Genomic DNA, 25,456 nt, shown 5'->3' on the forward strand with positions numbered 1-25,456 from the left:
CTGGAACCGGGGGTGGGATGGGCAATGACCGGCTACGGGGCGGACGACCATCCACACGGCGCTGACCGGCTGTGCGAGGCCGCGGACCGGGTCTACTCCCGTGCCGTACGGCGCGGCCGGGTACCGCGCGCCGACGCCGAACCGGTGCCCTGTCTGCTGGAACTGGCCCTGCTGCACCCGGACCCCGACGACATGGACTGGCTGGTGCCGACCGCCCCGCAGGAGGTCATGACCCGGCTGCTGCGCGAGGTCCACGACGAGGTCAGCGCGAGCCAGCGGCGGGTGGGCGCCGCGGTCGCCGCCGTCGAGCGGTACGCGGGCCTGGCGCCCAGCGTCGTCGCGGGCGCCGCGGGGGAGGGGACCGCGATCCGTGTCCTCGACGGGCTCTCCCGCATCCAGGCCGCGATGGACGAGGCGACCGAGGCGTGCACGAAGGAGGTCCTCACCGTCCAGCCGGGCGGCATCCGCCCCGAGCACGAACTCACCGAGGGCCTGCACCGGGCGCTGGCGCTGCGCGGCCGGGGCGTACGGATGCGCGACCTGTACACGCACGTGGCCCGGCACGGCCAGGGCCTGCTGAACTACCTGGAGCTGATGGGCGGTTCGGTCCAGGCCCGCACCCTCGACGAGGTCATCGACCGGCTGATCCTCTTCGACCGCACGGTCGCCTTCATCCCCGCCAACGCCGACCGCACCCTCGCCCTGGAGCTACGGCACCCCGCGCTGGTGGAGTACCTGGTGACCGTCTTCGAGCGGCTGTGGCGGCTCGCGATCCCGCTGACCGCCCCGCTCCCCGACACCGGCATCGAGGGCATCTCCCACCGCGAGCAGTCCATCGCGGCGCTGCTCGCGGAGGGCCACCAGGACGCGGTGATCGCGGAACGGCTCGGCATAAGCGTGCGCACCTGCCGGGCCCACATCGCGCGCCTGTCGGAGACCCTGGGGGCGGCCAGCCGTACGCAGTTGGGGGTGCGGATAGCGCAGGTGGGCCTGGACGGCCCGGCCTCCGTCGCCCCCCTCACGCTTCCCGATCAAGGATCCCGGACCGTCCGATGAGGTAGCCGAGCTGGGCGCGGCTCTCGCTGCCCAGGGTCGTCGCGAGCTTGGCGATGTGGACGCGGGCGGTACGGATGTTCATGCCGAGGCGGTCGGCGATGACGGCGTCGGTGTGCCCCTCCACCAGCAGTCCGGCGATGGCGCGCTGACGGGGCGTGACGCCGTTCAGGCTGGGCCGGTGCACGGCCTGCGGGTACAGGGGCGTGGCCTGCCACCACAGCCGGTCGAACGTGGCGGCCAGGAACTCCACCAGCGCCGGATGCCGGACCTCCAGCGCCACCGTGCCGTCCGCACCGGCGGGGAGGAACGCCACGTCCCGGTCGACGACGATGAGCCGGTCGGTGACCTCGTCCAGGGAGCGCGCCTCGGCATCGCCGCGCAGCTGCTCGTAGCGGGCGAGGACGAGCGGCATCTGCCGCTGGGTGTGCTGGTAGAGGGTACGGATCCGGCCACCCCGGTCCAGCAGCGCCTGGTCCCGGTCCATCGCCACGGCCTGGGCGGCGGCGCCCCGGCTGTCGCTGTAGTGCAGATTGGGCTGCACGCACAGGAGTTCGCTCACGGCACCCGCCATCGCCCCGGTGATGGCCTCGTTGATCCGTCCGGTCCCGCTGACGACCCTGATCGCCGGGCTCCGGTCGGCCTCCGTCCCGCTCCGTCCGCCGATCCGCGTCAACGGCGCGAACGCCTCGGCCAGGCGGGCGCTGTGCCGTCGCTCCCTGAGCACGCGGTCGCCGGCGGCGCGGAGGAGGCGGTGCAGGACGAGGGCGGGGGGTACGGGGGTCAGGCGGGCGGGGTCCTGCCGTGCGGGGTCCTGCACGGTGGGGTCCTGCGCGGTGGGGTCCTGCACGGCGGGGTCCTGCACGGTGGGGTCCTGTCGGGCGGGTTCGAGCAACCCGCTCTCGAGGAGACAGGGCAGGGAGGCGGCGTGCTGCCTGTCGAGCCCGCCCTCGCGCAGGGCGCGTTCGTAGAGCGCGATGGCTCGCGGGCACGGGTCCTGGGGGTCGTGCGGGTGGTGGGGGTCGTGCGGGTGGTGTGGGTGGTTCGCCGGGTCGTTCGCCGGGTGGGCGGCCGTATCGGTCACTCGCCCGTCTCCTCCTGTCCGAGGATCCCGGACTGCCCGATGAGGTAGCCGAGTTGGGCGCGGCTCTCGCTGCCCAGGGTCGTCGCGAGCTTGGCTATGTGGACGCGGGCGGTACGGATGTTCATGCCGAGCCGGTCGGCGATGACGGCATCGGTGTGGCCCTCGACGAGAAGGGCGGCGATGGCACGCTGGCGGGGCGTGACGCCGTTCAGGCTGGGCTGGTGCACGGCCTGCGGATGCATGGGGGTGGCGAGGCGCCACAGCCGGTCGAAGGCGGTGACGAAGAAGGACACGAGCGCGGGGTGCCGGACCTCCAGGGCCAGCGTGCGGTCCTTGTTGGCCGGGACGAAGGCCACGGTCCGGTCCACGATGATCAGACGCTCCGTCACCTCGTCCAGGCTGCGGGCCTCGACGTCGCCGCGCAGGCGCTCGTAGCGGGCCTGGATGCTGGGTGCGTGGCGCAGGGTGTGCTGGTAGAGGGTGCGGATCCGGCCACCCCGGTCCAGCAGGGCCTGGTCGCGGTCGAAGGCCTCGACATGTACGAACGGCGGCGGCTCGGTGTGTCTGTCGCTGGTGTTCGGCTGGATCGACAGCAGTTCGGAGCTGTCGGCCATGGCCTGCCCGATGACCCGGCTGATGAGGCCGGTCCCGCTGAGCACGCCGATCATCGAGTCGTCGGCGCCCGTACGACCGCCGTCGATCCGCATCAGCGGCTCGAAGGTCTCGGCCAGCCGGGCCTCCCGCCGCCGCTCGTCCGCGACGCGCTCCTCCGCGATCCGCAGCAGGCGGTGCAGGGCGACGGCCGGGGCGACCGGCTCCAGCCGGCCCGGGTCGGTGACGGCGGGATGCAGCAGCCCGAAGTCGAGCAGACAGGGCGCGTCCCGGGCGTCGTCCCCGAGGACGTACCCCTCGCGCAGGGCACGCGTGTACAGCTCCGTCCCCACCGCGCACAGGTCCTCCACGCCGTGCTCGGGGTGCGGCGGGCTCATCGTGCGGCTCCTTCCTGCTCGGGGACGCGGGACTGCCCGTTGGGGTGGCCGAGGCGGACGCGGCTTTCCCGGGGGGTGTCGTGGCGGGCGAGGGCGAGGGCGAGGGCGAGGGCGAGGGCGAGGGCGAGGGCGGAGGCGCTGGGCGCGGGGCACCGGATGGTCGGCATTGCTCCCGGGGCGTCCAGAGCGACCGGGGTGCTGGGGGTACCCGGGGTCCTCGAGGTGCTCGGGGCACTCGCAGTGGCCGTAGCGCCGGCGGCGCTTGGAACGGCCACGGCGTCAGGGGCGCTCGCAGCGGCCGTAGCGCCTGGGGCGCTTGGAACGGCCGCGCCGTCCGGGGTGCTCGAAGCGTCCGCGCTGTCCGGGGTGTTCGATGCGGTCGTGGGGTCCGTGGCCGTAGCGCCGGGGCCGTGCGGAACGGCCGTCGTGTCCGAGGTGCTCGTAGCGGCCGTAGCGCCTGGGGCGTTCGGGCCGGCCACGCTGGTCGGGGTGCTCGAAGGGGGCGCCGGGGGCCGCTCCGTCGGCCCGCCGACGGGCGCGGCGGATGCCGTCGGCGACCGCTCCTCACGGCGTCGCGGTCGCCGCGGGGCGCCGTGGCGCGGACCGTGCGGGTGGGCCACGGTCACGGACGGCCGTCCCCCTGCGCCGCCGTGTGGCCCTGGTCGAGGATGCCCGACTGGGCGATGAGGAAGCCGAGCTGGGCGCGGCTGCCGCTGCCGAGGGCGGTCGCGAGCTTGGCGATGTGGGCCCGGCAGGTGCGCACGTTCATGCCCAGGCGCCGCGCGATCGCCTCGTCCACGTGCCCCTCGACGAGAAGCTTGGCGATGGAGTGCTGGATGTCCGTGATGCCGTCCGGCGCGGTCTCGTAGGGGGCGCCGGCGCTCAGCGGGACCGCCCGGCTCCACATGAACTCGAAGACCTTGACCAGGTAGCCGACCAGGCCCGGGTGCCGCAGTTCCAGGGCGACCTGCCGGTCGTCCCGGACCGGGATGAAGGCCACCGTCTCGTCGCAGATGATGAGCCGTTCCACCAGCTCGTCGATGGTGCGGTACTCCACCTTGCCGTCGGCGAACTGCTCCATGTAGGCCAGCCGCTCGGGGCTGTACCGGGCGACGTGCTGGTAGAGGGTCCGGATCCGGACGCCCCGTTCGATGAGGGTCCGGTCCCGCTCCAGCCCCTCGATCAGCCGGTTCTCGGGACGCTGGCCCCGGCTCGGCTGGACGGTGAGCACCTCCGACTGGCACTGGGAGGTCGCGAGGTCGAGCGCCGTGTTGATCCGGTCGAGCCCCTCCAGGACCGTGATGGAGTGCGCCGGCGCCACCTGCTGGGCGCTCAGCGTCATGAACGGCTCGAAGGCGTCGGCCAGCTCGATCGACATCCGTCTGCGCTCGGTGATCTCGTGCTCCAGCGGGTTGAGCCGCTGGGCGAGCGCGACCGACGGGGGAACCGGAAGCATCCAGTTCGCGTCGTCCGGGTCGGGGTGCAGAAGGGCGAAGTCCAGCAGACAGGGCACCGACTCCACGTCCGCCCGCGAGACGCGGCCTGTCCGCAGAGCGTTGGCGTAAAGACGGCCACCTTCCTCACACAACTCGGTCACCGCATGGGGATGTGTCGCCTTAGTCCCATTCGATACCAAATTTCCACCCCCCAGGGTCCTGAACATGCAGGAACATGATGCACCGTTCGTGTGGCCATGACGTGCCCGAATGAGCCATCGTCTTACTCGACGGGGGAAAAGGGGACCTTCAAGTGAGGACGAAGCCGACTATGCGTAACAGAATGCTTCGCTCGGTGCTTGTCGCCGCCTTCTCCGCCGTTGTGGCTCTCGGCGCCGTCGCCGGCCTTTCCGGCGCGAAGAGCGACGTTCATGGAGTGGGTGGCACCAAGACCGCGCAAACCGTGGTCGCCGGTGACGAGCCGCAGGCATTCCCGGCGGACACGGTCTGGGACTGACATGACTACTCCACCCGACGACCGCTCCTTCCGCAGGGAGATGGCCACCGCCTACCGCTCCGGCTGGCACTTCATCGACCTCGTCACCGCGATCCCCCACCCCGGTGACTCGTTGATGGTGACCGTCTTCGGCGAACCGGTGGTCGTCACCCGCGACGAGGACGAGGACGTGCGGGCGTACCGGTGTCTGCGGCGGCCTCGGGGGGCGCCGCAGCCCGTTCGGTGTGCCATTCGGTACGGAATGATCTTTGTGAACCTGGACCAACGAGACCATCGGCTGGTGGAACCGGAAACCCCCACCCCGCGGACCATCTCAGCCACCCCCCGCAGTGCCTGACGCGATTCCCCCGTCGTAACAGATCGCTCAGGTGCTTCCCCCCGCAGCGGCGTCACCGTGACCTGAACACGGTGACGCCGCTGTGTTGTGGGCGACATTTCCGGGTATCGGACGATCGGTCCGCGGCGTAACGGACGAGCGGTCCGTGGCGTACCGGACGATCGCCCCGTGGCTCGGGGATCGGCCCGTGGCTCAAAAACGGCCCATCGCGCCCGTCAGTGAGATCTCGATGACCACCCGCAGCGGGTTCGGTGCCGGGGTCCGCTCATAGCGCTCGGCGTAGCGCCGCACCGCCTCCGCGATCCGCTCCGGGTCCGTGCTGACCCGCGCTCTTCCCTCCAGCGTCGCCCATCGCGGCCCCGCCACCTGGCACACCGCCACCGCCGCCCCCTCCTCGCCGGCCGCCAGCACGTGCCGCACCTTCGCGCTGGTCCGGCTCGCGATGACCCGAGCGAGCCGGGCCTCAGGGTCGTATGTCACCCCGACGGGGACCAGATGCGGGGTCCCGTCCGGGCGCGGGGTGGTCAGCGTGCACAGATGCCGTTCCCGCCAGAAGCTGAGGTACGACGGGTCCGGGGCACCCGGATCCTGGGCGTAGGAGGTCATGCCGGGACGTTAGCCCCCCGAGTCCCCGCAAGTCCTCCCGAGTCTCCCGAGAACTGCATTGAGTGGAATAGACTCAACTTTATGTACGCTGACTGAGTCAGTGCAGGAGTCGCAGGAGCTGACACCGAGGAGGAGTACGGACACGTGGATGCCGAGCTGACCAACCGGAGCCGGGACGCGATCAACGCGGCCAGCAACCGGGCCGTGACCGAGGGACACCCGGACCTCACCCCCGCCCACCTGCTCCTCGCTCTGCTCCAGGGGCAGGACAACGAGAACATCACCGACCTGCTGGCTGCCGTCGACGCGGATCAGGCCGCCGTGCGGGCCGGGGCCGAGAAGGCCCTGGCCGCGCTGCCCAGCGTGACCGGGTCCACCGTCGCGCCCCCGCAGCCCAACCGCGACCTGCTCTCCGTCATCGCCGACGCGCAGGCCCGTGCCAAGGACCTCGGAGACGAGTTCCTCTCCACCGAGCACCTGCTCATCGGTATCGCCGCCAAGGGCGGACCGGCCGCGGAGGTGCTGACCCAGCAGGGCGCCACCCCGCAGAAGCTGGTGGACGCCTTCCAGAAAGCCCGGGGAGGGCGCCGCGTGACCACCGCCGATCCCGAGGGCCAGTACAAGGCCCTGGAGAAGTTCGGAACCGACTTCACCGCCGCCGCTCGGGACGGCAAGCTCGACCCCGTCATCGGACGTGACCAGGAGATCCGCCGGGTCGTCCAGGTGCTGTCCCGCCGTACCAAGAACAACCCCGTCCTCATCGGCGAGCCTGGCGTCGGCAAGACCGCGGTCGTCGAGGGGCTCGCCCAGCGGATCGTCAAGGGGGACGTGCCCGAGTCGCTCAAGGACAAGCGGCTCGTCGCGCTCGACCTCGGCGCCATGGTCGCCGGTGCCAAGTACCGGGGTGAGTTCGAGGAGCGGCTGAAGACCGTCCTCGCGGAGATCAAGGACTCCGACGGGCAGATCATCACCTTCATCGACGAGCTGCACACCGTCGTGGGCGCGGGCGCCGGCGGCGACTCCGCCATGGACGCCGGCAACATGCTCAAGCCGATGCTCGCCCGCGGTGAGCTGCGCATGGTCGGTGCCACCACGCTCGACGAGTACCGGGAGCGGATCGAGAAGGACCCCGCCCTGGAGCGGCGCTTCCAGCAGGTGCTGGTCGCCGAGCCGACCGTCGAGGACACCATCGCCATCCTGCGCGGGCTCAAGGGCCGCTACGAGGCCCACCACAAGGTCCAGATCGCCGACAGCGCGCTGGTCGCCGCCGCCACCCTCTCCGACCGGTACATCACCTCCCGGTTCCTGCCCGACAAGGCCATCGACCTCGTCGACGAGGCCGCCTCCCGGCTGCGGATGGAGATCGACTCCTCGCCCGTCGAGATCGACGAACTCCAGCGCGGGGTCGACCGGTTGAAGATGGAGGAGCTGGCGCTGGAGAAGGAGACCGACCCGGCCTCGCGTGAGCGCCTGGAACGGCTGCGCCGCGACCTCGCCGACAAGGAGGAGGAGCTGCGGGGCCTGACCGCCCGCTGGGAGAAGGAGAAGCAGTCCCTCAACCGGGTCGGTGAACTCAAGGAGAAGCTCGACGAGTTGCGCGGCCAGGCCGAACGCGCCCAGCGCGACGGCGACTTCGACACCGCCAGCAAGCTGCTCTACGGCGAGATCCCCACGCTGGAAAGGGACTTGGAGGCCGCCTCGGAGGCCGAGGAGGAGGCCGCCAAGGACACCATGGTCAAGGAGGAGGTCGGCTCCGACGACATCGCCGACACCGTCGCCGCCTGGACCGGTATCCCGGCCGGGCGTCTCCTGGAGGGCGAGACCCAGAAACTCCTGCGCATGGAGGAGGAGTTGGGCAAGCGGCTCATCGGGCAGACCGAGGCCGTGCAGGCCGTCGCGGACGCCGTACGGCGCACCCGGGCCGGGATCGCCGACCCGGACCGTCCCACCGGCTCCTTCCTCTTCCTCGGCCCGACGGGCGTCGGCAAGACCGAACTCGCCAAGGCCCTCGCCGACTTCCTCTTCGACGACGAGCGGGCCATGGTCCGCATCGACATGTCGGAGTACGGCGAGAAGCACAGCGTGGCCCGGCTGGTCGGCGCGCCTCCCGGTTACGTGGGCTACGAGGAGGGCGGCCAGCTCACCGAGGCGGTGCGCAGGCGGCCGTACAGCGTCGTGCTGCTGGACGAGGTGGAGAAGGCGCACCCCGAGGTCTTCGACGTGCTCCTCCAGGTGCTGGACGACGGGCGGCTGACGGACGGTCAGGGCCGTACGGTCGACTTCCGCAACGCGATCCTGGTGCTGACGTCCAACCTGGGCAGCCAGTTCCTCGTCGACCCGATCACCAGCGAGGAGGAGAAGAAGGAGCAGGTCCTGGAGGTCGTGCGGGCCTCCTTCAAGCCGGAGTTCCTCAACCGGCTGGACGACCTGGTCGTCTTCTCGGCGCTCAGCAAGGACGAGCTCGGCAGGATCGCCCGCCTCCAGATCGACCGGCTCGCCAAGCGGCTCGCCGAGCGCCGGCTCACCCTGGAGGTCACCGACGCGGCCCTGGACTGGCTCGCCGTGGAGGGCATGGACCCGGCCTACGGCGCCCGGCCGCTGCGCCGACTCGTCCAGACGGCGATCGGCGACCGCCTCGCCAAGGAGATCCTCTCCGGCGAGGTGAAGGACGGCGACACGGTCCGCGTGGACGCGTTCGGCGACGGTCTGATCGTGGGGCCGGCGACGGGCAAGACGCTCTGATCCGAGTGGTGCGGCGGGGGCCTCCTCCTGGGGCCCCCGCCGCCGCTCACAGCGTGAACGCCACGTACCGCACCTCGGTCCAGGTGCGGCTGGTGTAGGTGACGTCGATCTGCACGGAAGCTCGCTCGTTCGCGACCGGGCCGGCGGTCAGGCACGAGTCGATCTGGGAGTCGCCGCACTGTGAGGTCCGTAGCTTCGGGCCCTGCGGGAAACTCGCCGCCACCCACGCGTCGAGTTCGGCGCGCGGCAGGTCGAAACGGGCCTCGTAGCGGGGTCCGGACCCGCCCTGGAGCCCGCACCAGCTGCCGCGCATCCCCGTCGGCACCTTCGCCCCGCCGAAGGCCAGCGCCTCGGCGCACGAGGTCTGCTTCACGTCCGTGTCGACCGAGTCGTCCGTGAAGAGCCAGGCGATCAGCAGCGCGAGCAGGGCCGCCACGACCAGCGTCGGCACGGCGAGGATCGCCAGGAAGACCCCCCATCTGGTCCTGCCCGGCACGTCCTGTTCCGGCACGGTTTCGGTCTCTGTCTGTGTCATGTGTTCCCCCAATGGTCGGACCCCGTTCTACCGGAGCTGTCCGGATCATGTCAGCCCTGGGAGGACAGGGTCCGTCGGGGCTTGCCACCCCCCTCCCCGGATGGGGGAGGATGGCGGAATCCGTACGAAGGGAAATTCACGGTGACCATCGACCCGTCCTCGATTCCGAACTTCGGGGGCCAGCCCGAGCCGCAGCCCCAAGGACCGGCGGGCCCCGTCGTCCCGGATCAGGATCTCGTGAAGCAGCTCCTCGACCAGATGGAGCTGAAGTATGTCGTCGACGACGAGGGTGACCTCGCGGCGCCGTGGGAGCAGTTCCGTACGTATTTCATGTTCCGCGGCGAGGCCGACCAGCAGGTCTTCTCGGTGCGGACGTTCTACGACCGGCCCCACCAGATCGACGAGAAGCCGCAGCTGCTCGAGTCGATCGACGACTGGAACCGCCGCACCCTGTGGCCCAAGGTCTACAGCCACACCCACGACGACGGCACCGTCCGCCTGATCGGTGAGGCGCAGATGCTGATCGGCACCGGCGTCGCCCTGGAGCACTTCGTGTCCTCCACGGTCAGCTGGGTGCGCGCCGCCATCGAGTTCGACAAGTGGCTCGTCGAGCAGCTCGGCCTCGAGGAGGAGGTCAACGACGCGGAGAAGCCCGAGGACGACGAGTAGTCGTTCCCCGGGACGTTCCGGGTGTTTCGGATATCTCGGATGTCTCGCTACAGGGGCGTACCGGCGAGCACGACCAGGTACGCGCCGTAGCCGAACGAGAGCCCGGCCAGGGCAGCGGTCACCACGGCCGCGTGCCAGGGCCGGGCTCTCGCCGTCCGCACCAGCGCCCGTGCGAGCGGCAGCAGCAGCGGGAACGCGGGCAGCAGGAACCGCGGCTTGGACGCGAAGAACCCCGACCCGCCGAGCGCGACCAGCAGCAGGACCCCGCTGTAGACCAGCAACGGCAGCGGGGCGCGGTCGGCGAGCAGCAGGGCGAACAGGAGTACGGCGGCGGCGACCAGCAGCAGGGCCACGGGGAAGACCATCCGGTCGCTGTCCAGCGCCAGGTGCCGTACGAAACGCAGGGACCCCGCGCCCAGGTCGAAACGGGAGCCCCAGCGGCGCTGCACCGCGAAGTAGCCGCCGAGCAGATCGCCCTCGCGGTGCCCCACCCACAGCACGTACCCGAGCCAGCCCAGCGGGGCGAGCGCGACGCCCGTCCACAGCCTGTGGGTAACTTTTCGCCGCGCTCGAACACACCGCACGATCTCGTACGACGCCGTCGCGAGGACCGCCGCGGCGGCCGCGACCCCGTTGGGCCGGGCCAGCCCGGCGAGCGCGGCCAGTGCGCCCGCCCACACCCAGCGCCCGGTCAGCACGGCGTACAGCGACCAGGCGGCGAAGGCCGTCAGGACCGGTTCGGTGTACGCCAGGCACAGCACGACCGAGTGCGGCAGCAGGCCCCACAGCAGCACCAGGGCGGTGGCCACGGCCCGTCCGTGCAGGCGCAGGGCGACGGCGTGGATGCCGGCGGCGGCCACCGCGGCGGCGGTCCAGGACACCACGAGGCCCGCCGCGCCCCCGCTGAGCGGGGTCAACGCGGTCACCGTGCGGACCAGTGCCGGGTAGAGCGGGAAGAACGCCAGGTCGCTGAAGACGGTGCCGGGCCGGATGTGCAGGGTGCGGACGTAGCCGTGCGCGGCGATCCCCAGGTACCACCGGGAGTCCCAGGACCGCCCGAGCAGCGTGAGCGGCCCGTGGCCGGCGGCCCAGGCCGTCACGGCGAGCACGGCGAGCCCGGCGATCCGCGCGACGGCGAACAGCCCGAGCGCCGCCACCAGCGGATGTGCGACACGGCCGCGGATGCCGGGTCGGGCGACACTGGACGGCGCGAGCGTGCTGGCATGGGTCACATCAGCACATTGCAGAAGAAGTCGGTCATAAGCGAGCATCACGAGCGCGGTGTCTGCTCGGTCGACCCCCGCCGCCCGCGACCCTCGGTGCTCAGCCCGCCAGGGTCTTCAGCCGCTGTGCGGCCTCCTCCAGCACCTCCGTGCGCTTGCAGAACGCGAAGCGTACGAACGGGGCGCCGGCCTCGCGGTGGTCGTAGAAGACGGCGTTCGGGATGGCGACGACGCCCGCGCGTTCGGGCAGGGCGCGGCAGAAGGCGAAGCCGTCGGTCTCGCCCAGGGGGCGGATGTCGGTGGTGATGAAGTAGGTGCCCGCCGTGCGGAAGACCTCGAAGCCGGCGTCCTTCAGGCCCGTCGCCAGCAGGTCCCGCTTGGCCCGCATGTCCTCGCGGAAGGCGGTGAAGTAGCTCTCCGGCAGGGCGAGGGCCTCGGCGACCGCGTACTGGAACGGGCCCGAGGAGACGTACGTCAGGAACTGCTTCGCCGAACGGACCGCCGAGACCAGGCCGGGCGCCGCCGTGATCCAGCCGACCTTCCAGCCGGTGAAGGAGAAGGTCTTGCCGGCGGAGCCGATCGTCACCGTGCGCTCCCGCATCCCCGGAAAGGTCGCGAGGGGCAGGTGTTCGGCCTCGTCGAAGACCAGGTGCTCGTAGACCTCGTCCGTGACGACCAGCAGATCCCGCTCCACGGCCAGCTCGGCGACGGCCGTCAGCTCCTCGCGGGTGAGGACCGTGCCGGTGGGGTTGTGCGGGGTGTTGATCAGCAGCAGGCGGGTCCTGTCGGTGACCGCGGCGCGCAGCTCGTCGAGGTCGAGACGGAAGCGACCGTCGTCCGGCCGCAGGGTGACCGGGACCCGGGTGCCGCCCGCCATCGCGATGCAGGCCGCGTAGGAGTCGTAGTACGGCTCCAGGGCGACGACCTCGTCGCCGGGCTCGACCAGGGCGAGCAGGGCGGCCGCGATGGCCTCCGTGGCGCCGGCGGTGACCAGGACCTCGGTGTCGGGGTCCCAGGACAGGCCGTAGTGGTGCTCCTGGTGCGCGGCGATCGCCGTGCGCAGTTCCGGGACGCCGGGACCCGGCGGGTACTGGTTGCCGCGACCGTCGCGCAGCGCCCGCACCGCGGCCTCCCGGACCTCCTCGGGGCCGTCCGTGTCGGGGAACCCCTGGCCCAGGTTGATCGACCCGGTGCTGAGCGCCAGGGCGGACATCTCGGCGAAGATCGTCGTCCCGAACTCGGCGAGACGGCGGTTGAGCAGGGGGCGCGCGCTGGAGGTCATGCCGGTCATCCTGCGCCCAAGCTCTGGAGTTCCTCAACTCACGTCCGGGGTTTGGCGCCTGCGGCGGGACCTACCGGACCCCCTCTGAGCAGGGGGAGAGTGGTCGGCAACTGTCGTCGCCTGTCGACGTCGGCCGCTGCCGGACGGCCCACAGACGGCCCCACCCAGGTACGCCCGGCAGATTTACAGGCCGCGCTTTACGCAGCCCCTGACCTGGGTTGCGAGCTGCAAGTCCGGGTGTCACTCCACAGTCGGCCCACGGCCAGCCGGCTCCGCCCGCGTAACACCTGAGCAGACACAGAGTCAGATTCTCTGCGTTCGGCGTACCATACGGAGGCTGATCTTCGCCAGGAACCCGGGGGGGAACCTTGACTCAGAGCCGCTTCCGTACTGTTTCGTTCTACGAGGTGGTCAGGGGTAAGGATGACCACAACCCTCGCATGGAACTGGTTAATTGGCAGCAGGCATTAGATGGCATGCTGCGTCGCACCGCTGCGTACAGAACGTTCATTTCACCAGACGGTGACACCTACATCGGCGAATCCGTAGCCTACTTCAATCAGATGCATCTGATTGTTGGACGCATTGGTGCCGGCAATATGCAGACCGTCGATCTCGATCATGGACACATCGAGGAACTTCGCCTTGAAGGTAATCGAGGGTTCATCGACACTAGCACGGTTTGCTTCCTGGATTACGCAAACATTATCGGCGTAATGCATGGCAACCAATCAGCGCCTAGAGCATCCGCCATTCAGCGCTGGATGAACGCCTGCGGGATCATCACAGAAGATGTAGCCCTGTGGCCTGTGATCTCAAAAAGTGTTTGGGAAAAACTAGAAAACGCCTCAGCCGTCCATAACGTGGAATTTTCCTTCCGTCCCAACCCGGCTTGGATGCCTCAGGACGGAGTTTCCCTGTTTGGGTTCAGTCGGGATGCGGGGGAGCGTTACGCCGATCACCGGGTCACCATCAAGGTTGAAGTGCCCAAACGCGGTGGCGGGGGCCCGACCTCGCGAGCACGCGGGCACAGGCGTCTTCAAGACGACGCTGTGAGCCTCGTCTCTGGTCTCGGCTACCTCGTGGGGCCGAGCGGCATCGATCGCGCTCGCGCCCTGGTTACATCACCTACCCCCGACGGTCACTTCAAGGAAGAGGCTCTTGACTTCCTGAAGCATCACGTCACAGCGAAGAAGCGGGTGGCAGTGCTCGAAGACGAGTCCCGACCGCGTCACGCTGTTGCAGTGCAGGCCATCATGGAGGCCGCACAGGAGCATGAGGCCGACCTCAAGGCCGCTGTCAGTGGGTAGCTCTATCGTGGGGCTCAACAGTGGGGGGTAGACCATGTTGCGGCCGAGCGGCATTTACAGACGCCTAGCAAGTATATGGAGTGAACGCCCAGCAGTTGACTGGGGCGTATCTGTCGTAGCGATCGTCATTCATTCGGCAGTTACTCATTTCGACACATCTTCATCTGTATTACGGGGAATCGACCCCGACCGCCGCGGCGACATCTATATGACGGTAGCCTCAATATCGGCTCTCATTGGTGGATTCGGTACGGCCGCCATCAGCCAGTACGCGACGGCCAACGGCAGAAGGATGTTGGAACTTCGGCGTCGATTCGGCGTTAGCCTGCGCAAAAATTGGTCGGGAATCCTCGTCTCGATGCTCGCAGTTTCCGGAGGAAGTCTGCTGTCCCTGATGATGGATGACGGGAAGAAGATTGGTGCAATTGGTTGGCTGATGGAAGCCCTCTTGATTCTTGGTGTCCTACGATCCATGCGGCTCGTCTGGCTTTTCAGCATGTTGATTGACATGGCCGATGCAGACGTAACTGAACCTCAACGGTCACCCGCGATTCGAGTGCCCAATCAGGCTGGGGATCTCCCGCCGGTCTAGTCGACACAACTTCGGAGTAAGAGACCAGCACGTCACAGGAACGGCTTTCAAGACCGATGAGGGGTCACGACGTCCACACCCTCTGAACTACGCAGTAAGCGCTGTACCAAGGCTCTGGCCCGCACACGGCCCACGCCCCTCAAAAACCATCATCGAACTCTCATTGGGGTGAACCCAGGAAGATGCTGTGCCTGAGAGACGTTGCCTCGCCCAGCATCAATCAGGGAACTCAGTAAGGAGACGCCCGGCCAGAAGGTCCGCGACGAATAATTCGAGGCTCGCAGCAAGCGCATCTACCTCACGCCGATCAGGGCGCTCCACGTGACCATGCGTGAGCACACTGCGCATCGTGTAGCAACGACTGAAGAACACGTCTGGCGCCTGGCCGGCATATGTACGAGGCTCCAGAGTCCGGGCCAACCGTTTTCCGGCTTGCCCGATCGACTCACTCCGCAGGTCCTTGAGACTCATACGTAGAGAGTTCCGCTCAGGGTCGGTGAGGTCTGTGTTGCCTTTAGTGGCCTCGATCATGGCGGTCACGTGAGTCTGAGCGTCATCCGAGCGGGGCTGGCGAACGAGCAGGGTCTCAATCGCCATGGTCAACATCAGAAGCCGCGAGTCTGCCGATGGCTGGAAAAAGGAGCCGCTGTAGAGGTCAAAGGCTACCCGCTCACGGCCGTTCAGCGGGTCATGGAGGCGGGCGGCCTGCTCGAACACTAGACGGTTCCGCTCCTCGGACGGACGCTTACAACCCTTGACACTCGGCGCGCCGAGGAAGCGCAGACCTGGCTGATCTTCGAAGACTGTGACGCCGGACAGGTGCGCCAACACGGGATGCCCCATTAGATGGGAAAAGAATTTTTCGCCCGCTTTTGTCACCATATTGACGGGCTGTCGATCCCCAAAGTCGGCAGCGAGGTGCACGCGAGCGAAGGCACGACTAATTACGTCCCGCCACCGCTCGCCTTCGCGGGCAGCTTCGTCCTCAGTGGCGTATCCCGCGCCTCGGATCACGAGGTCGGTGGCATCACACAAGCGTTGGTCAGCGTCCCCGAAGGGCTTCAGCCAAACCTGTCGCTCCCCTTCGTCCTGCAAGGAGAACTGGTTCTCGGTCAGCCCAAGCAGGGTCTGACTCGGCATAGTGAAGGGGACGCGAAAGCAATACACGGGGGGCTCCCGGAAGTCGTAGCCAGGTTCTCGTGATAGCAGATGCCGGATTCGCGACGCCACATCTTTTTGAGGCCCTAGCCGGCGCCATCCCGCGGTGGGGAGCCCTCCATCTTGCGGGGGTTGAAAGCAAGAGTAGGAGGGCCCACCATCGCGCACCTTCGACGGCGCCAACCTCAGCGCCACGAGCTGTCGCCTTACTTTGTTGTCATCAGTACGTCAACATCACGGAATCCAGCGAGAATCTGACGCACGGCCTTGACCTCGTTCTGAGGGTCAGGCCTTACCTGCATCTTGGCAGCCTTATGCGCCACCTCGCCTCGGGCTGTCGCCCAAGTTTCAGTGGCGTTGAGCCACACCGGATCTATCTCCTTCTCGGTGATTCCGATAGGCATCAGCAATCGAAGTATGTTCTTTTCCTTAATGCCATGATTCTGAGTTCTGACGTATCGATTGAACTCGTTTTTGGCTGCTTCGACTCTAGCCTTCAGATCCGGATACTTTTTCTTCTGTGATGCATCCGAAAGTGACTCAGGCATTGAGTGCAATGATTCCTTGTAGGCCACCACGGAGAGGAGGCTTGTGGAGATTACCCCGGAATACTCCCAGCGGGAGAATGCGGTATTCACTACCTCGATCACGCGATCCTCGATGAACGCCTCAAACTCTGCGTGGACGAGAACTTTGAACGCTCGTGTGAGTTCGTAAACGACATCGTCGTAACTTCCCGTGGGATCGAACGGGGAGGGGATTAAGTGTTTCTCCAGATCTGCGATCCGAGTCTCCAGATCCTGAAATCTCGATGAAGGCATATCGGTTCCCCTCTAGAGAACAATGCGATTCTCTTGAAGGGTCGGAATGTCGATATCCATTTCGAGTGCTTCCGAAAGCTCTTTTCCCCAGAGCGACAGTCTGCGATGTGTGGCACTAGTCGTCTTAGTAGTCGTTTGGATAGACTCGACGAATCGTGGATTCGTTTCACACAGGGCCTGGAAGGTCCCTTCAACCGCGTCTTTTCGGTCGACTGCCGTCTCTGCTACCGACTCGTCAGTAAAGTAGTACGTCATGATGTCGAATACTGCTCGATTGAATCGACCTTCGTAACGCTCTCCCGACCAGCGGTAGAACGAATTTTCTCCGAAGATTTCGAAGGTGGTCTCAATTGCTCGATCGAATGCAACGCCTACCTCTCGAATTTCGCCTTCGTGTGCCTCCCAGCTGTCATTTAGATAGTTCACGGTGTCATCAAGGAATTTCTTGAGGTTTCCGGTGTAGTCTTCCAGTAGGTACTGAAATGCGAAGTAGCGAAGAAGGACTTCGACATCTCGCATTCGGAAGTCCGGCTTTTCGTTTCGCAGGGCTGAGCGCAGCCATTTACTGCTAGTGGCCACATCGTCCAGATAATCGGTGAAGGGGCCAGGGTGTAGCGCTTGCCGGAGTTCCTGCGGCGACAACTTCACGCTGCCTGTGTTCAGTCGCAAGAAGACAAGATTAAGGAAGTCCTCATTCGGCCAACGTCGGACTACGACGGTCCGAATGGTTTCATTAAGGAATGCATTCAGGTCATCCAAATGCTCGTCACTCTTCTCCATCTTATTTAGAGTAACGAGTTTCAAATCTTCGCGAACCTCAAGGCCTGTGAGAGAGAAACCCTTAAAATCTTCGCTGCCGTCCGATACGGCGAACGAAGAGCCTGCTGCAAATTGGCGAAGGGCGAGAAGGCGCTGCTTTCCATCAAGCACGATGAACTTCCCTCTCTTGTTCTTGTCCTCGGCCAGGACGATTTGAGGGATAGGTAGCCCAAGGATCAAGGACTCGATGAAACGACTCTTCCTAGGCTTAGTCCAAGCGTCGCGCCGTTGGAAGCGAGGGTTGAGTTGAATGTTGCCGCGTCGGAGCTGGCTCAGGATCGTTTCAGCGGTCCAGTCGGTGTCTGTGACGACAGCTCGTGTGACGTCTTCTGAGCTGACCGGCTCAGTCGTGTCATCGGCCTCGCCATCGACGTCGTCCCATTCCGGCTCCTCGGCGTACGCCATGACTCCCCAATCTCGCTCACTGTCAGAGGGGCTCTGGTAGCCCGTAGTCATACCTTGTCAGACCCTGCGTGGAGCTGCGATGACTTTCCCTGCATCGTGCAGGTCCTCGGGCTAGGTGCATCGGGCTGTGAGAAAGGGCCGGCGGGGGCACCGTTAGGCGACGAGACTCGTTCTTCCTTGCGTGACCACCCATGGGAAGCTAGACGGGAGACGACTAGACAGGAGGCGCGGGTGTCCGAACGGGTCAGCCCTCGCGGGACGTTCCTCAAAGTTGCTGATGCGGTCAAGGCCCAGATCGAGGCGAATCCGGAGCAGACAGAGCTTCCGTCCATCACCGACCTCATGCGCGACTACAGCGTCTCGCGTGGAGTCGTCCTGCGCGCGTTCGGCGTGCTTCACAAAGAGGGCGCTGCGGAGCCGGTCCCGGGTGGACGTTGGCGCGCGGTCAGAGAGGGACAGCAGACCGACCGTCGGTCCCTTGCCGAGCGGCTCACCGACGTCTTCGCGGATGACGGTCTTCAAGTCGGGGCAGCGTTCCCGAGTGCTTCCGCGCTGTGCGAGAGGTTCGGTGTCTCGCGCCCGACGGTCACCAAGGCGTTGGGGAAGCTGGAAGCGGCAGGCTGGCTGTCCGAAGGGGGACAGGGCAAGGTACGGACCGTGCGGGCCCTGCCCAATCGAGAGGAGGGTTCCTCACTGTGACGGGACTGACGGAGTGGGCGTACCCGCTCGCCGAATCGCTGCTTGCCGACCCGCTGCCGCGTCGCTGGAGGCATTCGGTCGGAGTCGCCGAGCGTGCACGCAGCATCGCGCCGATCCTGGGCGCGGACGCGGAGCTGTTGGAGGCGGCTGCGGTCCTGCACGACATCGGTTACGCACCAGACCTCGCCAAGACGGGATTCCACCCGCTTGATGGGGCTCGCTACCTCCGGGATGTAGCGGACGCCGATGCGCGGGTCGTGCACCTTGTCGCGCACCACTCCTGTTCGTGGATGGAAGCGGACGCCAGGGGACTACGCGAGGAACTTGAGGCCGAGTTCCGGAGAGAGAGCGCTGAGCTCAACGACGCGCTCTGCTATTGCGACATGAACACGACTCCGGACGGCACGCCCACGAATCCGGTGGATCGCGTCAACGAGATCGCCGGTCGCTACGGGCCGGACAGCCTGATCGGTACGTTCATCCGTCGCGCTGAACCGGAGATCCTCGCGAGTACATCGCGTGTGCTCGAACGGGTCGCCGCCGTGAAGCGTCAGCCGATGTAGGGAACCGGGCGGGTCCGGTCCATGGCGTGCTCGATTCGGAGGCGCATAGTGGGGTGGACGTCCAGCTTCGACAGGTCCGATGGGTCCACCCAACGGACCTGCGTAGTCTCGTTACTTGTACGCACCTCGCCGCCGACCGGCCGCGCGCGGAAGCAGATGCTGAACTGCTGCCGCACCTCACCGTCGTCGTACTGCATCACGTGGCCCGGGTCGGTGTAGATCCCGGACATGTCGACGACTTCCGCCTTGATGCCGGTCTCTTCCCACACCTCACGCACCACCGTGTCACTGATCGACTCGCCCACGTCGTGGCCGCCGCCTGGCAGTGCCCACCTCCCGTTGTCGGATCGCTGGATCATCAGCACCTGGCCCGCGTTGTTCTGCACAAACGCGACCACGGACGGAACGACCGAGTTGGCCGGCGGAGCATCCGGGTCGTGCAAGTAGTCGATGCGTCCCATGCTCAAGCTCCCGTGATGTCGTGTTCGGTCACTGGCCTGGCGCCTTCCCAGGTCTGCTGAACGCTATTAGCGAACGTGTCGAACAGGCCGCCTCCGGGGAGCCGCCGCAGGTGCAGCACGGGTGCCATGTACGCGCCGATGCCGTACACGTGCGTGTTGGCAAGCATCTCGTCGTCAGCGCGGTAGATCGAGTTATAGAGCACCGTGTCATGCAAGCGGAACGTGATCTCGGGGTGACTGGTGAATAGCGGACGGTAGTTGAGCAACGCGTTGCGGATCTTGCTATCCATGACGCGGTGACCTTCGTCGATGCCGCGTCGGATGACGGCCTCGCACGCCGGATCGCCCATCAGCACTCGGATCCGGACGCCGTTCTCGGACTTCTCCTTCAGAGTTGAGAAGAAGAGCGGGTCCTCTGCCAGATTGATACCGGCATACACAAGGATGTCGATGCGCTCCTTGGCACGCTCGCACATCTCGTGCCACAGGCCAGACGGCACGAGGTGTCGATGCGGATAGACCGTCGTGATCTCGGCCTTGCTCAGGTCAGCCGCGGAGTCCTGAATCCGTGAGTCTTCCCACAGCGTCGTCACGTCGACCTTGAGCGCTGCTGCCGTTGCGTACTGGTGGCGCCGGTACGGCACCTTCCCCTGCGTGATCCAGCGCTCAACGGTCTTCGGGTTGACCTTGATCTTGTCCGCGAGGTCCTGAACGGTCATGCCACGGGCCAACAGGGCCGACCGCAACCGCTCGTTGGGCATCCGTACCCCTTCGTGGGACATCTAGGGAGCTCTTGACGGTAGTCAGCTGGTTGGGAGCTGTCCACGTAGGGGGTAACCAACTCCCCTGACCTGGGGCGATTCTGATTGTGCGCCAAGAAGTCCCGGCGCAAAGCCAAAGAGGTTCCGTCGCAGTACTTGACTGAACCCTATGCAGTACCTGTAAAACAGGTACTGCAACGACGTCCGGAGGAAAGCCCGCGGGGTGAGTACGAAGGCAGCGTTCGTTCCTTGAGAACTCAACAGAGTGCTTTGAGATCGACGGGGTTTGACCCCGTCCCCGTGACGGCCGGGTGAGGTCCGTCGGCCCCGGCAATCAGCCGTGAGGGCGCCCGATCGGATCGGGCCCGGGGCACTTGGCCTGCCGCTTCGCGCGGCGTTGGCCTGCTACCGAGCGCGGCGGCTCCCGGACAGGACATCCCGCCGTGCTCGCTCTTCCTTTCCCGACGCAGTCAGGAGCAGTAGCCCATGACCGAGCGCATCATCCCCGTGGACGTCGTCGGCCCGATCGCCCTGGATCTGGCGATGAACACCGGCAGTATCCGCGTCGTCGTCGACCCGGCCCTGAAGCAGGCGCGCATGGTGCTGACGACAGAGGCGACCTCCGGCCCGTCCGCCGACGCGATCCGCGACACCACCGTCAGCCTCACCGGGCAGAACCTCCGGGTCCGCGTCCCGGACGTGGCCGGCGGCACGGGTGGCAGCACCACGATCCGGGTGGGCGGCAACACCATGACCTTCTCCGGTGGCAACGGCGTACAGATCGTCAACGGCAACGTCCACATCACCGGCCACGGCGGCGGCAAGGTGTTCGTGAACGGCCGCGAGGTCACCGCCAACGGTCCGGCCGGGGACGCGGTCACGCCGATCACCGCCACGATCCACCTGCCCGCCAAGTCGGTGGCCGCGATCAGTACCAACAGCGCGAACACCGTCGTCACCGGCACGCTCGCGCGGCTGGAGTACGACGGCACCTCCGGCACGCTGACCGCTGAGCGGGTCGGCGACCTGGAAGCCGTCGTCACCTCAGGCAGCGTCATCGTCGGCGAGGTCAGCGGCCCGCTGGACATCAACCTCACGTCCGGCAACGTCAACATCGGCGCCTACAGCGGCCATTGCGCCCGGCTGAACCTCACCTCCGGCAACGTCCGCATGGCCGCCACCGCGCAGGCCACCGGCCGCCTCACGGTCAACGCCACCTCAGGGAGCGCACGCATCACCGGCGCCGCTCACCTGGACGTCCGCCGTCGGGTGACCAGCGGCCACGTGCAGATCAGCTAGCACCGCCTGACCCCCGTTCTTCGCGGGGCGGTCACTCCCGGACAGGACAACCGACCGCCCCGCGCATCCCGACGTATCCAAGGAGATACCACCATGCGTATGCGCACCTTCGTCGCCGGCCAAGAGGCCCACGGCGACATCGAGTTCGCGGAACTGGCGCTCGGCATCGACGTCGACCTGTTCCGCGGGCCGCTGGAGTTCGAGACGGCCGGCGAGCGCGCGGCCCGCGAGGACGCGGCCCGCGAGATCCTCGCCGACCTGGTCGCGGAGGCGGAGGCCGGTGACGAGATCGCCGGTTGGGACGCCCTGTACGCCGACGCCCTGACCCGCACCGTGCCGTTCCTGCGTTCCGTGCGCGGCCACCGGGCCGGAACGGGGGAAGCGGCATGAGGGCCAAGACCGTACTGCCCGCCGTCGCCATGACGGCGGTGTCCATGGTGCTCACCCTGGCCGTGGTCATGATGTGGCTGGGCACGGCCGTGCCGTGGCCCGTCGCCCTGGTCGTCGGACTCGGCATCGACGGGGGATGGCTCGCCACCCTCGCCTACGAACGCCGCCTCGCCGCGCAGGGCGACCACAGCCGGATCGTCACCGCGGTCGGCTGGTTCTTCGGTCTGATCGCGGCCGGTGTCCTGGTCGCCCACGCGCTGACCGCCGAACAGTCGGCCGGCGCATGGCTGGCCGTGGCGTGGCTGCCGATCGCCGCGAAGGCACTGTGGTTGGTTCACGGGCTGTGGGAGCGCACCGCGCTTACCACCGCCGCCCTGGACGCGATCCGGGGCATTCAGCAGGAAGCACGGGATGAGGCGGCCGTGGCGCGTGCCCGGCTGCGGGCCGATGCGGCGACCGAGGAGACCCGGCTCGCGGCCGTGACGGGGGCCGGTGCCCGCGTCGCCCGCGTACAGGCCAAGACCGCAAAGACCCTCTCCCGGGCGTGGGCGACGCTGGAAGAGGCACGGCAGGGCGAGGACACCGGCAGGGCGCTGACCAGCGTGACGAACCGCGTCACACCCGACGTCACGCCCCGCTGGGAGCTGCCGGTGTGGGGCCCCACTGAACCGGTCCCCGCGCTCTCCCTGGAGTCGGGACCCGCGCTCACCGACGCGGCCCTTGACGCGCTGGTCGACGAGATCACGCACAGCGAGACCCCGGCCCTGTCGTATCGCGAGATGGCGGCCCGGTTTCGCCAGGCCGGTCATTCCGCCTCCGAGGTCCGGTTGCGGGCCGCGTGGAAGCGCGTGGCGTGAGCGTGCGGTTCTGGGACCCGGACGGCACCACGTTCGGTATCCCCACCTACCCGTGGCGCCTGGCGCCGGACGGCTTGGCCACCCGCCGCCAACTCCGGATCCGCGGACTGCGGCCGGGCGGTCAGGACATCGCGGCGCAGGTCCTGCGCCGGCGTCGCCGTCGCGGGCCGCTGACCGCGTACCTGTACCGGATCGACCTCGCCCTACCGGTGCGGCCGATGACCCCCGCGCGGTGGGCGGCCCTGGCCAAGGCCAATGCCGCTCGCCGCCGCTGCCCCGAGTGCCACCGGGACGCCGGATACGTCATCCCGCCCACGCTCGGCATGTGTGTGACCTGCGCTTATCCCGAGGAACAGCGCGCTACCTGAATGCTCGACGAACTCACAGAGTGAGGCTTTGGCCACGACTATCACGAACTCGTGATAGTTACGGCCCCTTCCCCGCCTCACGATCGAACCCGGGTCCGGCCGCCCACCTTCCACAGCAAGCCGGCCGGACCCTTCGACTCCCGAAGGAGCACGTACATCGTGACGGAAAACCCTGAGTTCCCGCCCCGGGACGACCCGGAGAGCACCGACGACCGGACGGCTGAGGTCCTGCCGTTCCCGCTGAAGAAGACCGAGCCCGCGCCGGCCGCTGCTCCGAGCGAGGGCGAGGCCAAGCCGGGGGAGTGGGAGGCTGAACTCCCCGACACTGACGACCCGGAGGCCGAAGGGCTTGCCGAGGGGGCGCCGGTGGACCCGCCGCGCGAGGTGTACCCGCCCTCGGTCGCGGAGTGGATGGAGGCCAAGGACAAGGCGCGTCTGCCGGTCCTGCCGGACTGGGTGAAGTTGCCTGACCACCGCACGGCGGTGCGTAAGTGGGCGGTGCGGCACTACTCGGCTGTGGTCGGCTACCACGCCGTGCGCTTGCCCTGCATCTACACGCCCAAGGTGCTGTTCTACTCGCCGCGCGGGGCGTGGCGCTGGTCGGCCGCGGTCGGCCGGTGGGTGTTCGACGCGGAGGGTAAGTCGCTGCGGCTTGCGTCGGTGGCGAACGAGGACGTGGCGGAGTACCTGAAGCTGTCGCGGCAGCGCAACGACCGTGTCCGTCTGCGGGGCATCGTCGCCTTCCTCGGGGGAGTTGTCGGCCTCACCGCCGCTCTGACCCTGTTCGTCATGGCGCCGTCCTGGCTGCTTCTTCTGGCCGTGGCGACGCTGACGACCACGCTCGGGGCGGTCGGGGCGCCGGCCGATCGGCCGCTGATCGACATGGCCAAGGTGACGTTCCGCAAGCGGCGGCTGTCCTCCGACATCGTCATCCGCGCGCACGAGGCGTCCGGGCTGACCACCAAAGACCAGACCATCGCGTTCCCCCGGCCGATCGGCCGGGACGGCGACGGCTGGCGGGTGGTGGTGGATCTGCCCTACGGCAAGACGTTCGAGGACGCGGTGAAGGCTCACGCCCGGCTCGCCTCCGGTATGGACATCGCCCCCACTCAGCTCTTCCTGGACAAGGACGAGACGAGCGGGCGGCGGGTCTCCTACTGGATCGCCGACCGTGACCCGCTCGCCGTGCCGTCGGGCAAGTCCCCGCTGTTGGGGGCGACCCGGGTGGACTTCTGGAAGCCGTTCCCGTGGGGTGTCGACGAGCGCGGCAACCCGGTCATGGCCACGATGCTGTGGCTGTCGCTGCTGGTCGGCGCCGTGCCCCGGCAGGGTAAGACGTTCTCTGCCCGCACGATCGCGCTCGCCGCCGCCCTGGATCCGTACGTGCGGCTGTACGTGTTCGACGGCAAGGCGTCACCGGACTGGCGCAAGTTCGCGCTGGTCGCGCACCGCATCGGGTTCGGCATCGTGCCCAAGAACGGGTTCGACCCGGTTCAGCACCTGTTGACCTCGCTGCGGGAACTCAAGGCGGACGTCGAAGACCGCTACCACCGGCTCTCCGAACTGCCGCTGCATGTCTGCCCGGAGGGCAAGCTCACCCCGGAGATCAGCCGGGACAAGAAGCTGAACATGCCCCTGACGCTGTTCGTGGTGGATGAGGTGCAGGAGTACCTGACCCACCCCGAGCACGGCAAGGAGATCCTGTCCCTGATGGTCTACCTCGCCCGGGTCGCCCCCGCGGTGGGTGTGTCCGTGATGACGGCGACGCAGAAGCCGGACGACAAGGCGTGCCCCTCCGAGCTGCGTGACCAGCACCAGGCCCGCTTCGCCCTGCGGGTCGGCGCCTACCAGGTCTCGGACACGATCCTCGGTGCCGGGTCCTACAGCGAGGGTCTGGACGCGTCCAAGCTGCTCAAGTCCCACAAGGGCGTTGGCCTGCTCAAGGGCATGTCGGATGACTCGGGGATCGTGCGGACATACCTCGCCGACGGCCGCGACGCTGAACGCATCCTCACCCGTGCTGCGGCGCTGCGGGAGGCGGAGGGCACGCTCACCGGTGACGCGGTCGGCGAGGCCCCGGCGCCGGAGGTGTCCGCGACGATCCTTGACGACGTCGCGTCCGTGCTGGGCAAGGGCGAGGCCAAGGTGTGGTCCGAGACCATCGTTGACCGCCTCGCCGACCTGCGCCCCGATGTCTACGGCCCGTGGGCGGAGTTGGAGCCCAAGCCTAAGGCGGAAGCGCTCACCGCAGCGCTCAAGCCGTTCGGTATCGGCACCATGCAGATCAGCCGGCGCATCGACGGCGAACAGGTCAACAAGCGCGGCATCAAGCGCGACGACATCGCCGCCGCGATTACGCAGCGCAACGAAAAGCGGGATGCGGGATAGGTCTCACAGCCTGCTACCGGTAGCGGCATGCGTCGCTACCGGTAGCAACCCTGCTAGCGACCAAAACCGCCCCTGATCAGGCCGCTAGCAGA

General features: G+C 67.6%; 27 protein-coding genes. 14 read left to right on the forward strand and 13 right to left on the reverse strand.

What is annotated here, in order from left to right; translation table 11 throughout:
• Positions 1-24: 24 nt before the first annotated feature.
• Positions 25-1,056 (forward strand): helix-turn-helix transcriptional regulator, encoded by a 1,032-nt coding sequence (locus tag AQJ54_RS30645; protein WP_030319805.1) that lies wholly within the window; start codon positions 25-27, stop codon positions 1,054-1,056.
• Here AQJ54_RS30645 and AQJ54_RS30650 read toward each other — a convergent pair.
• The 4 genes from AQJ54_RS30650 to AQJ54_RS30660 form a co-directional block, all read right to left on the reverse strand.
• Complete coding sequence (locus AQJ54_RS30650; protein WP_079070073.1) at positions 1,019-2,137, reverse strand: helix-turn-helix transcriptional regulator; 1,119 nt, start codon at positions 2,135-2,137, stop codon at positions 1,019-1,021. The genes AQJ54_RS30645 and AQJ54_RS30650 overlap by 38 nt on opposite strands.
• Entirely contained in the window at positions 2,134-3,126 is a 993-nt protein-coding gene (locus tag AQJ54_RS30655) for a helix-turn-helix transcriptional regulator (RefSeq protein WP_062025937.1), read from the reverse strand. The genes AQJ54_RS30650 and AQJ54_RS30655 overlap by 4 nt, the downstream gene beginning before the upstream one ends.
• A complete protein-coding gene (locus AQJ54_RS45775; RefSeq protein WP_159055567.1) occupies positions 3,123-3,293 on the reverse strand; it encodes a hypothetical protein in 171 nt (56 codons plus the stop codon). The genes AQJ54_RS30655 and AQJ54_RS45775 overlap by 4 nt, the downstream gene beginning before the upstream one ends.
• Before the next feature lie 455 nt (positions 3,294-3,748).
• Entirely contained in the window at positions 3,749-4,789 is a 1,041-nt protein-coding gene (locus AQJ54_RS30660) for a helix-turn-helix domain-containing protein (protein WP_381007062.1), read from the reverse strand.
• A gap of 128 nt (positions 4,790-4,917) precedes the next feature.
• Here AQJ54_RS30660 and AQJ54_RS46210 point away from each other — a divergent pair, with 128 nt between their 5' ends.
• Both AQJ54_RS46210 and AQJ54_RS30665 read left to right on the forward strand, forming a co-directional pair.
• Positions 4,918-5,079 (forward strand): hypothetical protein, encoded by a 162-nt coding sequence (locus AQJ54_RS46210; RefSeq protein ID WP_162637249.1) that lies wholly within the window; start codon positions 4,918-4,920, stop codon positions 5,077-5,079.
• Between the two features lies 1 nt (position 5,080).
• On the forward strand, positions 5,081-5,416 hold the full coding sequence (locus AQJ54_RS30665) for a Rieske (2Fe-2S) protein (RefSeq protein ID WP_028809089.1): 336 nt from the start codon (positions 5,081-5,083) through the stop codon (positions 5,414-5,416).
• A gap of 192 nt (positions 5,417-5,608) precedes the next feature.
• Here AQJ54_RS30665 and AQJ54_RS30670 read toward each other — a convergent pair whose 3' ends face one another.
• Entirely contained in the window at positions 5,609-6,022 is a 414-nt protein-coding gene (locus AQJ54_RS30670; protein WP_062025939.1) for a pyridoxamine 5'-phosphate oxidase family protein, read from the reverse strand.
• Between the two features lie 144 nt (positions 6,023-6,166).
• On the opposite strand from AQJ54_RS30670, the gene clpB reads away from it, so the two are divergent.
• Positions 6,167-8,764, forward strand: a complete 2,598-nt coding sequence (clpB, locus tag AQJ54_RS30675; protein WP_062242613.1) for an ATP-dependent chaperone ClpB — start codon at positions 6,167-6,169, stop codon at positions 8,762-8,764.
• A 46-nt stretch (positions 8,765-8,810) separates the two neighbouring features.
• Here the strand turns inward: clpB and AQJ54_RS30680 are convergent, their stop codons facing one another.
• On the reverse strand, positions 8,811-9,299 hold the full coding sequence (locus AQJ54_RS30680; RefSeq protein WP_062242616.1) for a hypothetical protein: 489 nt from the start codon (positions 9,297-9,299) through the stop codon (positions 8,811-8,813).
• 141 nt (positions 9,300-9,440) lie between these two features.
• Between AQJ54_RS30680 and AQJ54_RS30685 the strand changes: the two genes are divergently transcribed.
• A complete protein-coding gene (locus tag AQJ54_RS30685) occupies positions 9,441-9,968 on the forward strand; it encodes a YbjN domain-containing protein (RefSeq protein WP_020134426.1) in 528 nt (175 codons plus the stop codon).
• Positions 9,969-10,015: 47 nt separating this feature from the next.
• Here AQJ54_RS30685 and AQJ54_RS30690 read toward each other — a convergent pair whose 3' ends face one another.
• Together AQJ54_RS30690 and AQJ54_RS30695 are read right to left on the reverse strand one after the other, a co-directional pair.
• Positions 10,016-11,200 (reverse strand): hypothetical protein, encoded by a 1,185-nt coding sequence (locus AQJ54_RS30690; protein ID WP_062242619.1) that lies wholly within the window; start codon positions 11,198-11,200, stop codon positions 10,016-10,018.
• Positions 11,201-11,291: 91 nt separating this feature from the next.
• Positions 11,292-12,482: a pyridoxal phosphate-dependent aminotransferase gene (locus tag AQJ54_RS30695; protein WP_062242622.1), complete on the reverse strand. Its 1,191-nt coding sequence runs from the start codon at positions 12,480-12,482 to the stop codon at positions 11,292-11,294.
• Positions 12,483-12,913: 431 nt separating this feature from the next.
• On the opposite strand from AQJ54_RS30695, the gene AQJ54_RS45780 reads away from it, so the two are divergent.
• Together AQJ54_RS45780 and AQJ54_RS45785 are read left to right on the forward strand one after the other, a co-directional pair.
• Positions 12,914-13,783, forward strand: coding sequence for a hypothetical protein (locus AQJ54_RS45780; protein WP_159055568.1), 870 nt, complete (start codon positions 12,914-12,916; stop codon positions 13,781-13,783).
• A 34-nt stretch (positions 13,784-13,817) separates the two neighbouring features.
• Positions 13,818-14,375 carry a hypothetical protein gene (locus tag AQJ54_RS45785; protein ID WP_159055569.1) on the forward strand — a complete coding sequence of 186 codons (558 nt, stop codon included), beginning with the start codon at positions 13,818-13,820 and terminating at the stop codon, positions 14,373-14,375.
• Between the two features lie 216 nt (positions 14,376-14,591).
• Here AQJ54_RS45785 and AQJ54_RS30705 read toward each other — a convergent pair whose 3' ends face one another.
• From AQJ54_RS30705 to AQJ54_RS43935, 3 genes are all read right to left on the reverse strand, one after another.
• A complete protein-coding gene (locus AQJ54_RS30705; protein WP_159055570.1) occupies positions 14,592-15,515 on the reverse strand; it encodes a hypothetical protein in 924 nt (307 codons plus the stop codon).
• Between the two features lie 224 nt (positions 15,516-15,739).
• Positions 15,740-16,354 carry a HEPN domain-containing protein gene (locus AQJ54_RS45790; RefSeq protein WP_159055571.1) on the reverse strand — a complete coding sequence of 205 codons (615 nt, stop codon included), beginning with the start codon at positions 16,352-16,354 and terminating at the stop codon, positions 15,740-15,742.
• Between the two features lie 12 nt (positions 16,355-16,366).
• Entirely contained in the window at positions 16,367-17,578 is a 1,212-nt protein-coding gene (locus AQJ54_RS43935; protein WP_079070074.1) for a DUF262 domain-containing protein, read from the reverse strand.
• Positions 17,579-17,809: 231 nt separating this feature from the next.
• On the opposite strand from AQJ54_RS43935, the gene AQJ54_RS30710 reads away from it, so the two are divergent.
• Positions 17,810-18,277 carry a GntR family transcriptional regulator gene (locus tag AQJ54_RS30710; protein ID WP_062242631.1) on the forward strand — a complete coding sequence of 156 codons (468 nt, stop codon included), beginning with the start codon at positions 17,810-17,812 and terminating at the stop codon, positions 18,275-18,277.
• Positions 18,274-18,840 (forward strand): HD domain-containing protein, encoded by a 567-nt coding sequence (locus AQJ54_RS30715; RefSeq protein ID WP_062242633.1) that lies wholly within the window; start codon positions 18,274-18,276, stop codon positions 18,838-18,840. Before AQJ54_RS30710 ends, AQJ54_RS30715 begins: the two co-directional genes overlap by 4 nt.
• On the opposite strand, the gene AQJ54_RS30720 is transcribed toward AQJ54_RS30715, so the two are convergent.
• Positions 18,828-19,301: an NUDIX domain-containing protein gene (locus tag AQJ54_RS30720; RefSeq protein WP_062242636.1), complete on the reverse strand. Its 474-nt coding sequence runs from the start codon at positions 19,299-19,301 to the stop codon at positions 18,828-18,830. The genes AQJ54_RS30715 and AQJ54_RS30720 overlap by 13 nt on opposite strands.
• A 2-nt stretch (positions 19,302-19,303) precedes the next feature.
• Positions 19,304-20,062 carry an XRE family transcriptional regulator gene (locus tag AQJ54_RS30725; protein ID WP_062242639.1) on the reverse strand — a complete coding sequence of 253 codons (759 nt, stop codon included), beginning with the start codon at positions 20,060-20,062 and terminating at the stop codon, positions 19,304-19,306.
• Between the two features lie 486 nt (positions 20,063-20,548).
• Between AQJ54_RS30725 and AQJ54_RS30730 the strand changes: the two genes are divergently transcribed.
• The 5 genes from AQJ54_RS30730 to AQJ54_RS30750 all read left to right on the forward strand — a co-directional run bounded on the left by AQJ54_RS30730 (position 20,549) and on the right by AQJ54_RS30750 (position 25,364).
• Positions 20,549-21,361, forward strand: coding sequence for a DUF4097 family beta strand repeat-containing protein (locus AQJ54_RS30730; RefSeq protein ID WP_062242641.1), 813 nt, complete (start codon positions 20,549-20,551; stop codon positions 21,359-21,361).
• A gap of 99 nt (positions 21,362-21,460) precedes the next feature.
• On the forward strand, positions 21,461-21,751 hold the full coding sequence (locus tag AQJ54_RS30735) for a hypothetical protein (RefSeq protein WP_062242644.1): 291 nt from the start codon (positions 21,461-21,463) through the stop codon (positions 21,749-21,751).
• Positions 21,748-22,608 carry a hypothetical protein gene (locus AQJ54_RS30740; protein WP_062242647.1) on the forward strand — a complete coding sequence of 287 codons (861 nt, stop codon included), beginning with the start codon at positions 21,748-21,750 and terminating at the stop codon, positions 22,606-22,608. Before AQJ54_RS30735 ends, AQJ54_RS30740 begins: the two co-directional genes overlap by 4 nt.
• Positions 22,605-22,976 (forward strand): RRQRL motif-containing zinc-binding protein, encoded by a 372-nt coding sequence (locus AQJ54_RS30745; RefSeq protein WP_211278603.1) that lies wholly within the window; start codon positions 22,605-22,607, stop codon positions 22,974-22,976. Before AQJ54_RS30740 ends, AQJ54_RS30745 begins: the two co-directional genes overlap by 4 nt.
• 159 nt (positions 22,977-23,135) lie before the next feature.
• A complete protein-coding gene (locus AQJ54_RS30750) occupies positions 23,136-25,364 on the forward strand; it encodes a cell division protein FtsK (protein WP_062242653.1) in 2,229 nt (742 codons plus the stop codon).
• The last annotated feature ends 92 nt before the right edge of the window (positions 25,365-25,456 follow it).

Source organism: Streptomyces griseorubiginosus, assembly GCF_001514195.1.
GTDB classification, from domain to species: Bacteria; Actinomycetota; Actinomycetes; order Streptomycetales; family Streptomycetaceae; genus Streptomyces; species Streptomyces griseorubiginosus.

Coding starts and splice junctions, on each gene's coding strand:
- AQJ54_RS30645 (WP_030319805.1), top strand. CDS start 25: ATGACCGGCTACGGGGCGGACGACCATCCACACGGCGCTGACCGGCTG.
- AQJ54_RS30655 (WP_062025937.1), bottom strand. CDS start 3,126: ATGAGCCCGCCGCACCCCGAGCACGGCGTGGAGGACCTGTGCGCGGTG.
- AQJ54_RS45775 (WP_159055567.1), bottom strand. CDS start 3,293: ATGCCGACCATCCGGTGCCCCGCGCCCAGCGCCTCCGCCCTCGCCCTC.
- AQJ54_RS30660 (WP_381007062.1), bottom strand. CDS start 4,789: ATGTTCAGGACCCTGGGGGGTGGAAATTTGGTATCGAATGGGACTAAG.
- AQJ54_RS30665 (WP_028809089.1), top strand. CDS start 5,081: ATGACTACTCCACCCGACGACCGCTCCTTCCGCAGGGAGATGGCCACC.
- AQJ54_RS30670 (WP_062025939.1), bottom strand. CDS start 6,022: ATGACCTCCTACGCCCAGGATCCGGGTGCCCCGGACCCGTCGTACCTC.
- AQJ54_RS30680 (WP_062242616.1), bottom strand. CDS start 9,299: ATGACACAGACAGAGACCGAAACCGTGCCGGAACAGGACGTGCCGGGC.
- AQJ54_RS30695 (WP_062242622.1), bottom strand. CDS start 12,482: ATGACCGGCATGACCTCCAGCGCGCGCCCCCTGCTCAACCGCCGTCTC.
- AQJ54_RS45780 (WP_159055568.1), top strand. CDS start 12,914: ATGGAACTGGTTAATTGGCAGCAGGCATTAGATGGCATGCTGCGTCGC.
- AQJ54_RS45785 (WP_159055569.1), top strand. CDS start 13,818: ATGTTGCGGCCGAGCGGCATTTACAGACGCCTAGCAAGTATATGGAGT.
- AQJ54_RS30705 (WP_159055570.1), bottom strand. CDS start 15,515: ATGCCGAGTCAGACCCTGCTTGGGCTGACCGAGAACCAGTTCTCCTTG.
- AQJ54_RS45790 (WP_159055571.1), bottom strand. CDS start 16,354: ATGCCTTCATCGAGATTTCAGGATCTGGAGACTCGGATCGCAGATCTG.
- AQJ54_RS43935 (WP_079070074.1), bottom strand. CDS start 17,578: ATGGCGTACGCCGAGGAGCCGGAATGGGACGACGTCGATGGCGAGGCC.
- AQJ54_RS30720 (WP_062242636.1), bottom strand. CDS start 19,301: ATGGGACGCATCGACTACTTGCACGACCCGGATGCTCCGCCGGCCAAC.
- AQJ54_RS30725 (WP_062242639.1), bottom strand. CDS start 20,062: ATGCCCAACGAGCGGTTGCGGTCGGCCCTGTTGGCCCGTGGCATGACC.
- AQJ54_RS30730 (WP_062242641.1), top strand. CDS start 20,549: ATGACCGAGCGCATCATCCCCGTGGACGTCGTCGGCCCGATCGCCCTG.
- AQJ54_RS30735 (WP_062242644.1), top strand. CDS start 21,461: ATGCGCACCTTCGTCGCCGGCCAAGAGGCCCACGGCGACATCGAGTTC.
- AQJ54_RS30740 (WP_062242647.1), top strand. CDS start 21,748: ATGAGGGCCAAGACCGTACTGCCCGCCGTCGCCATGACGGCGGTGTCC.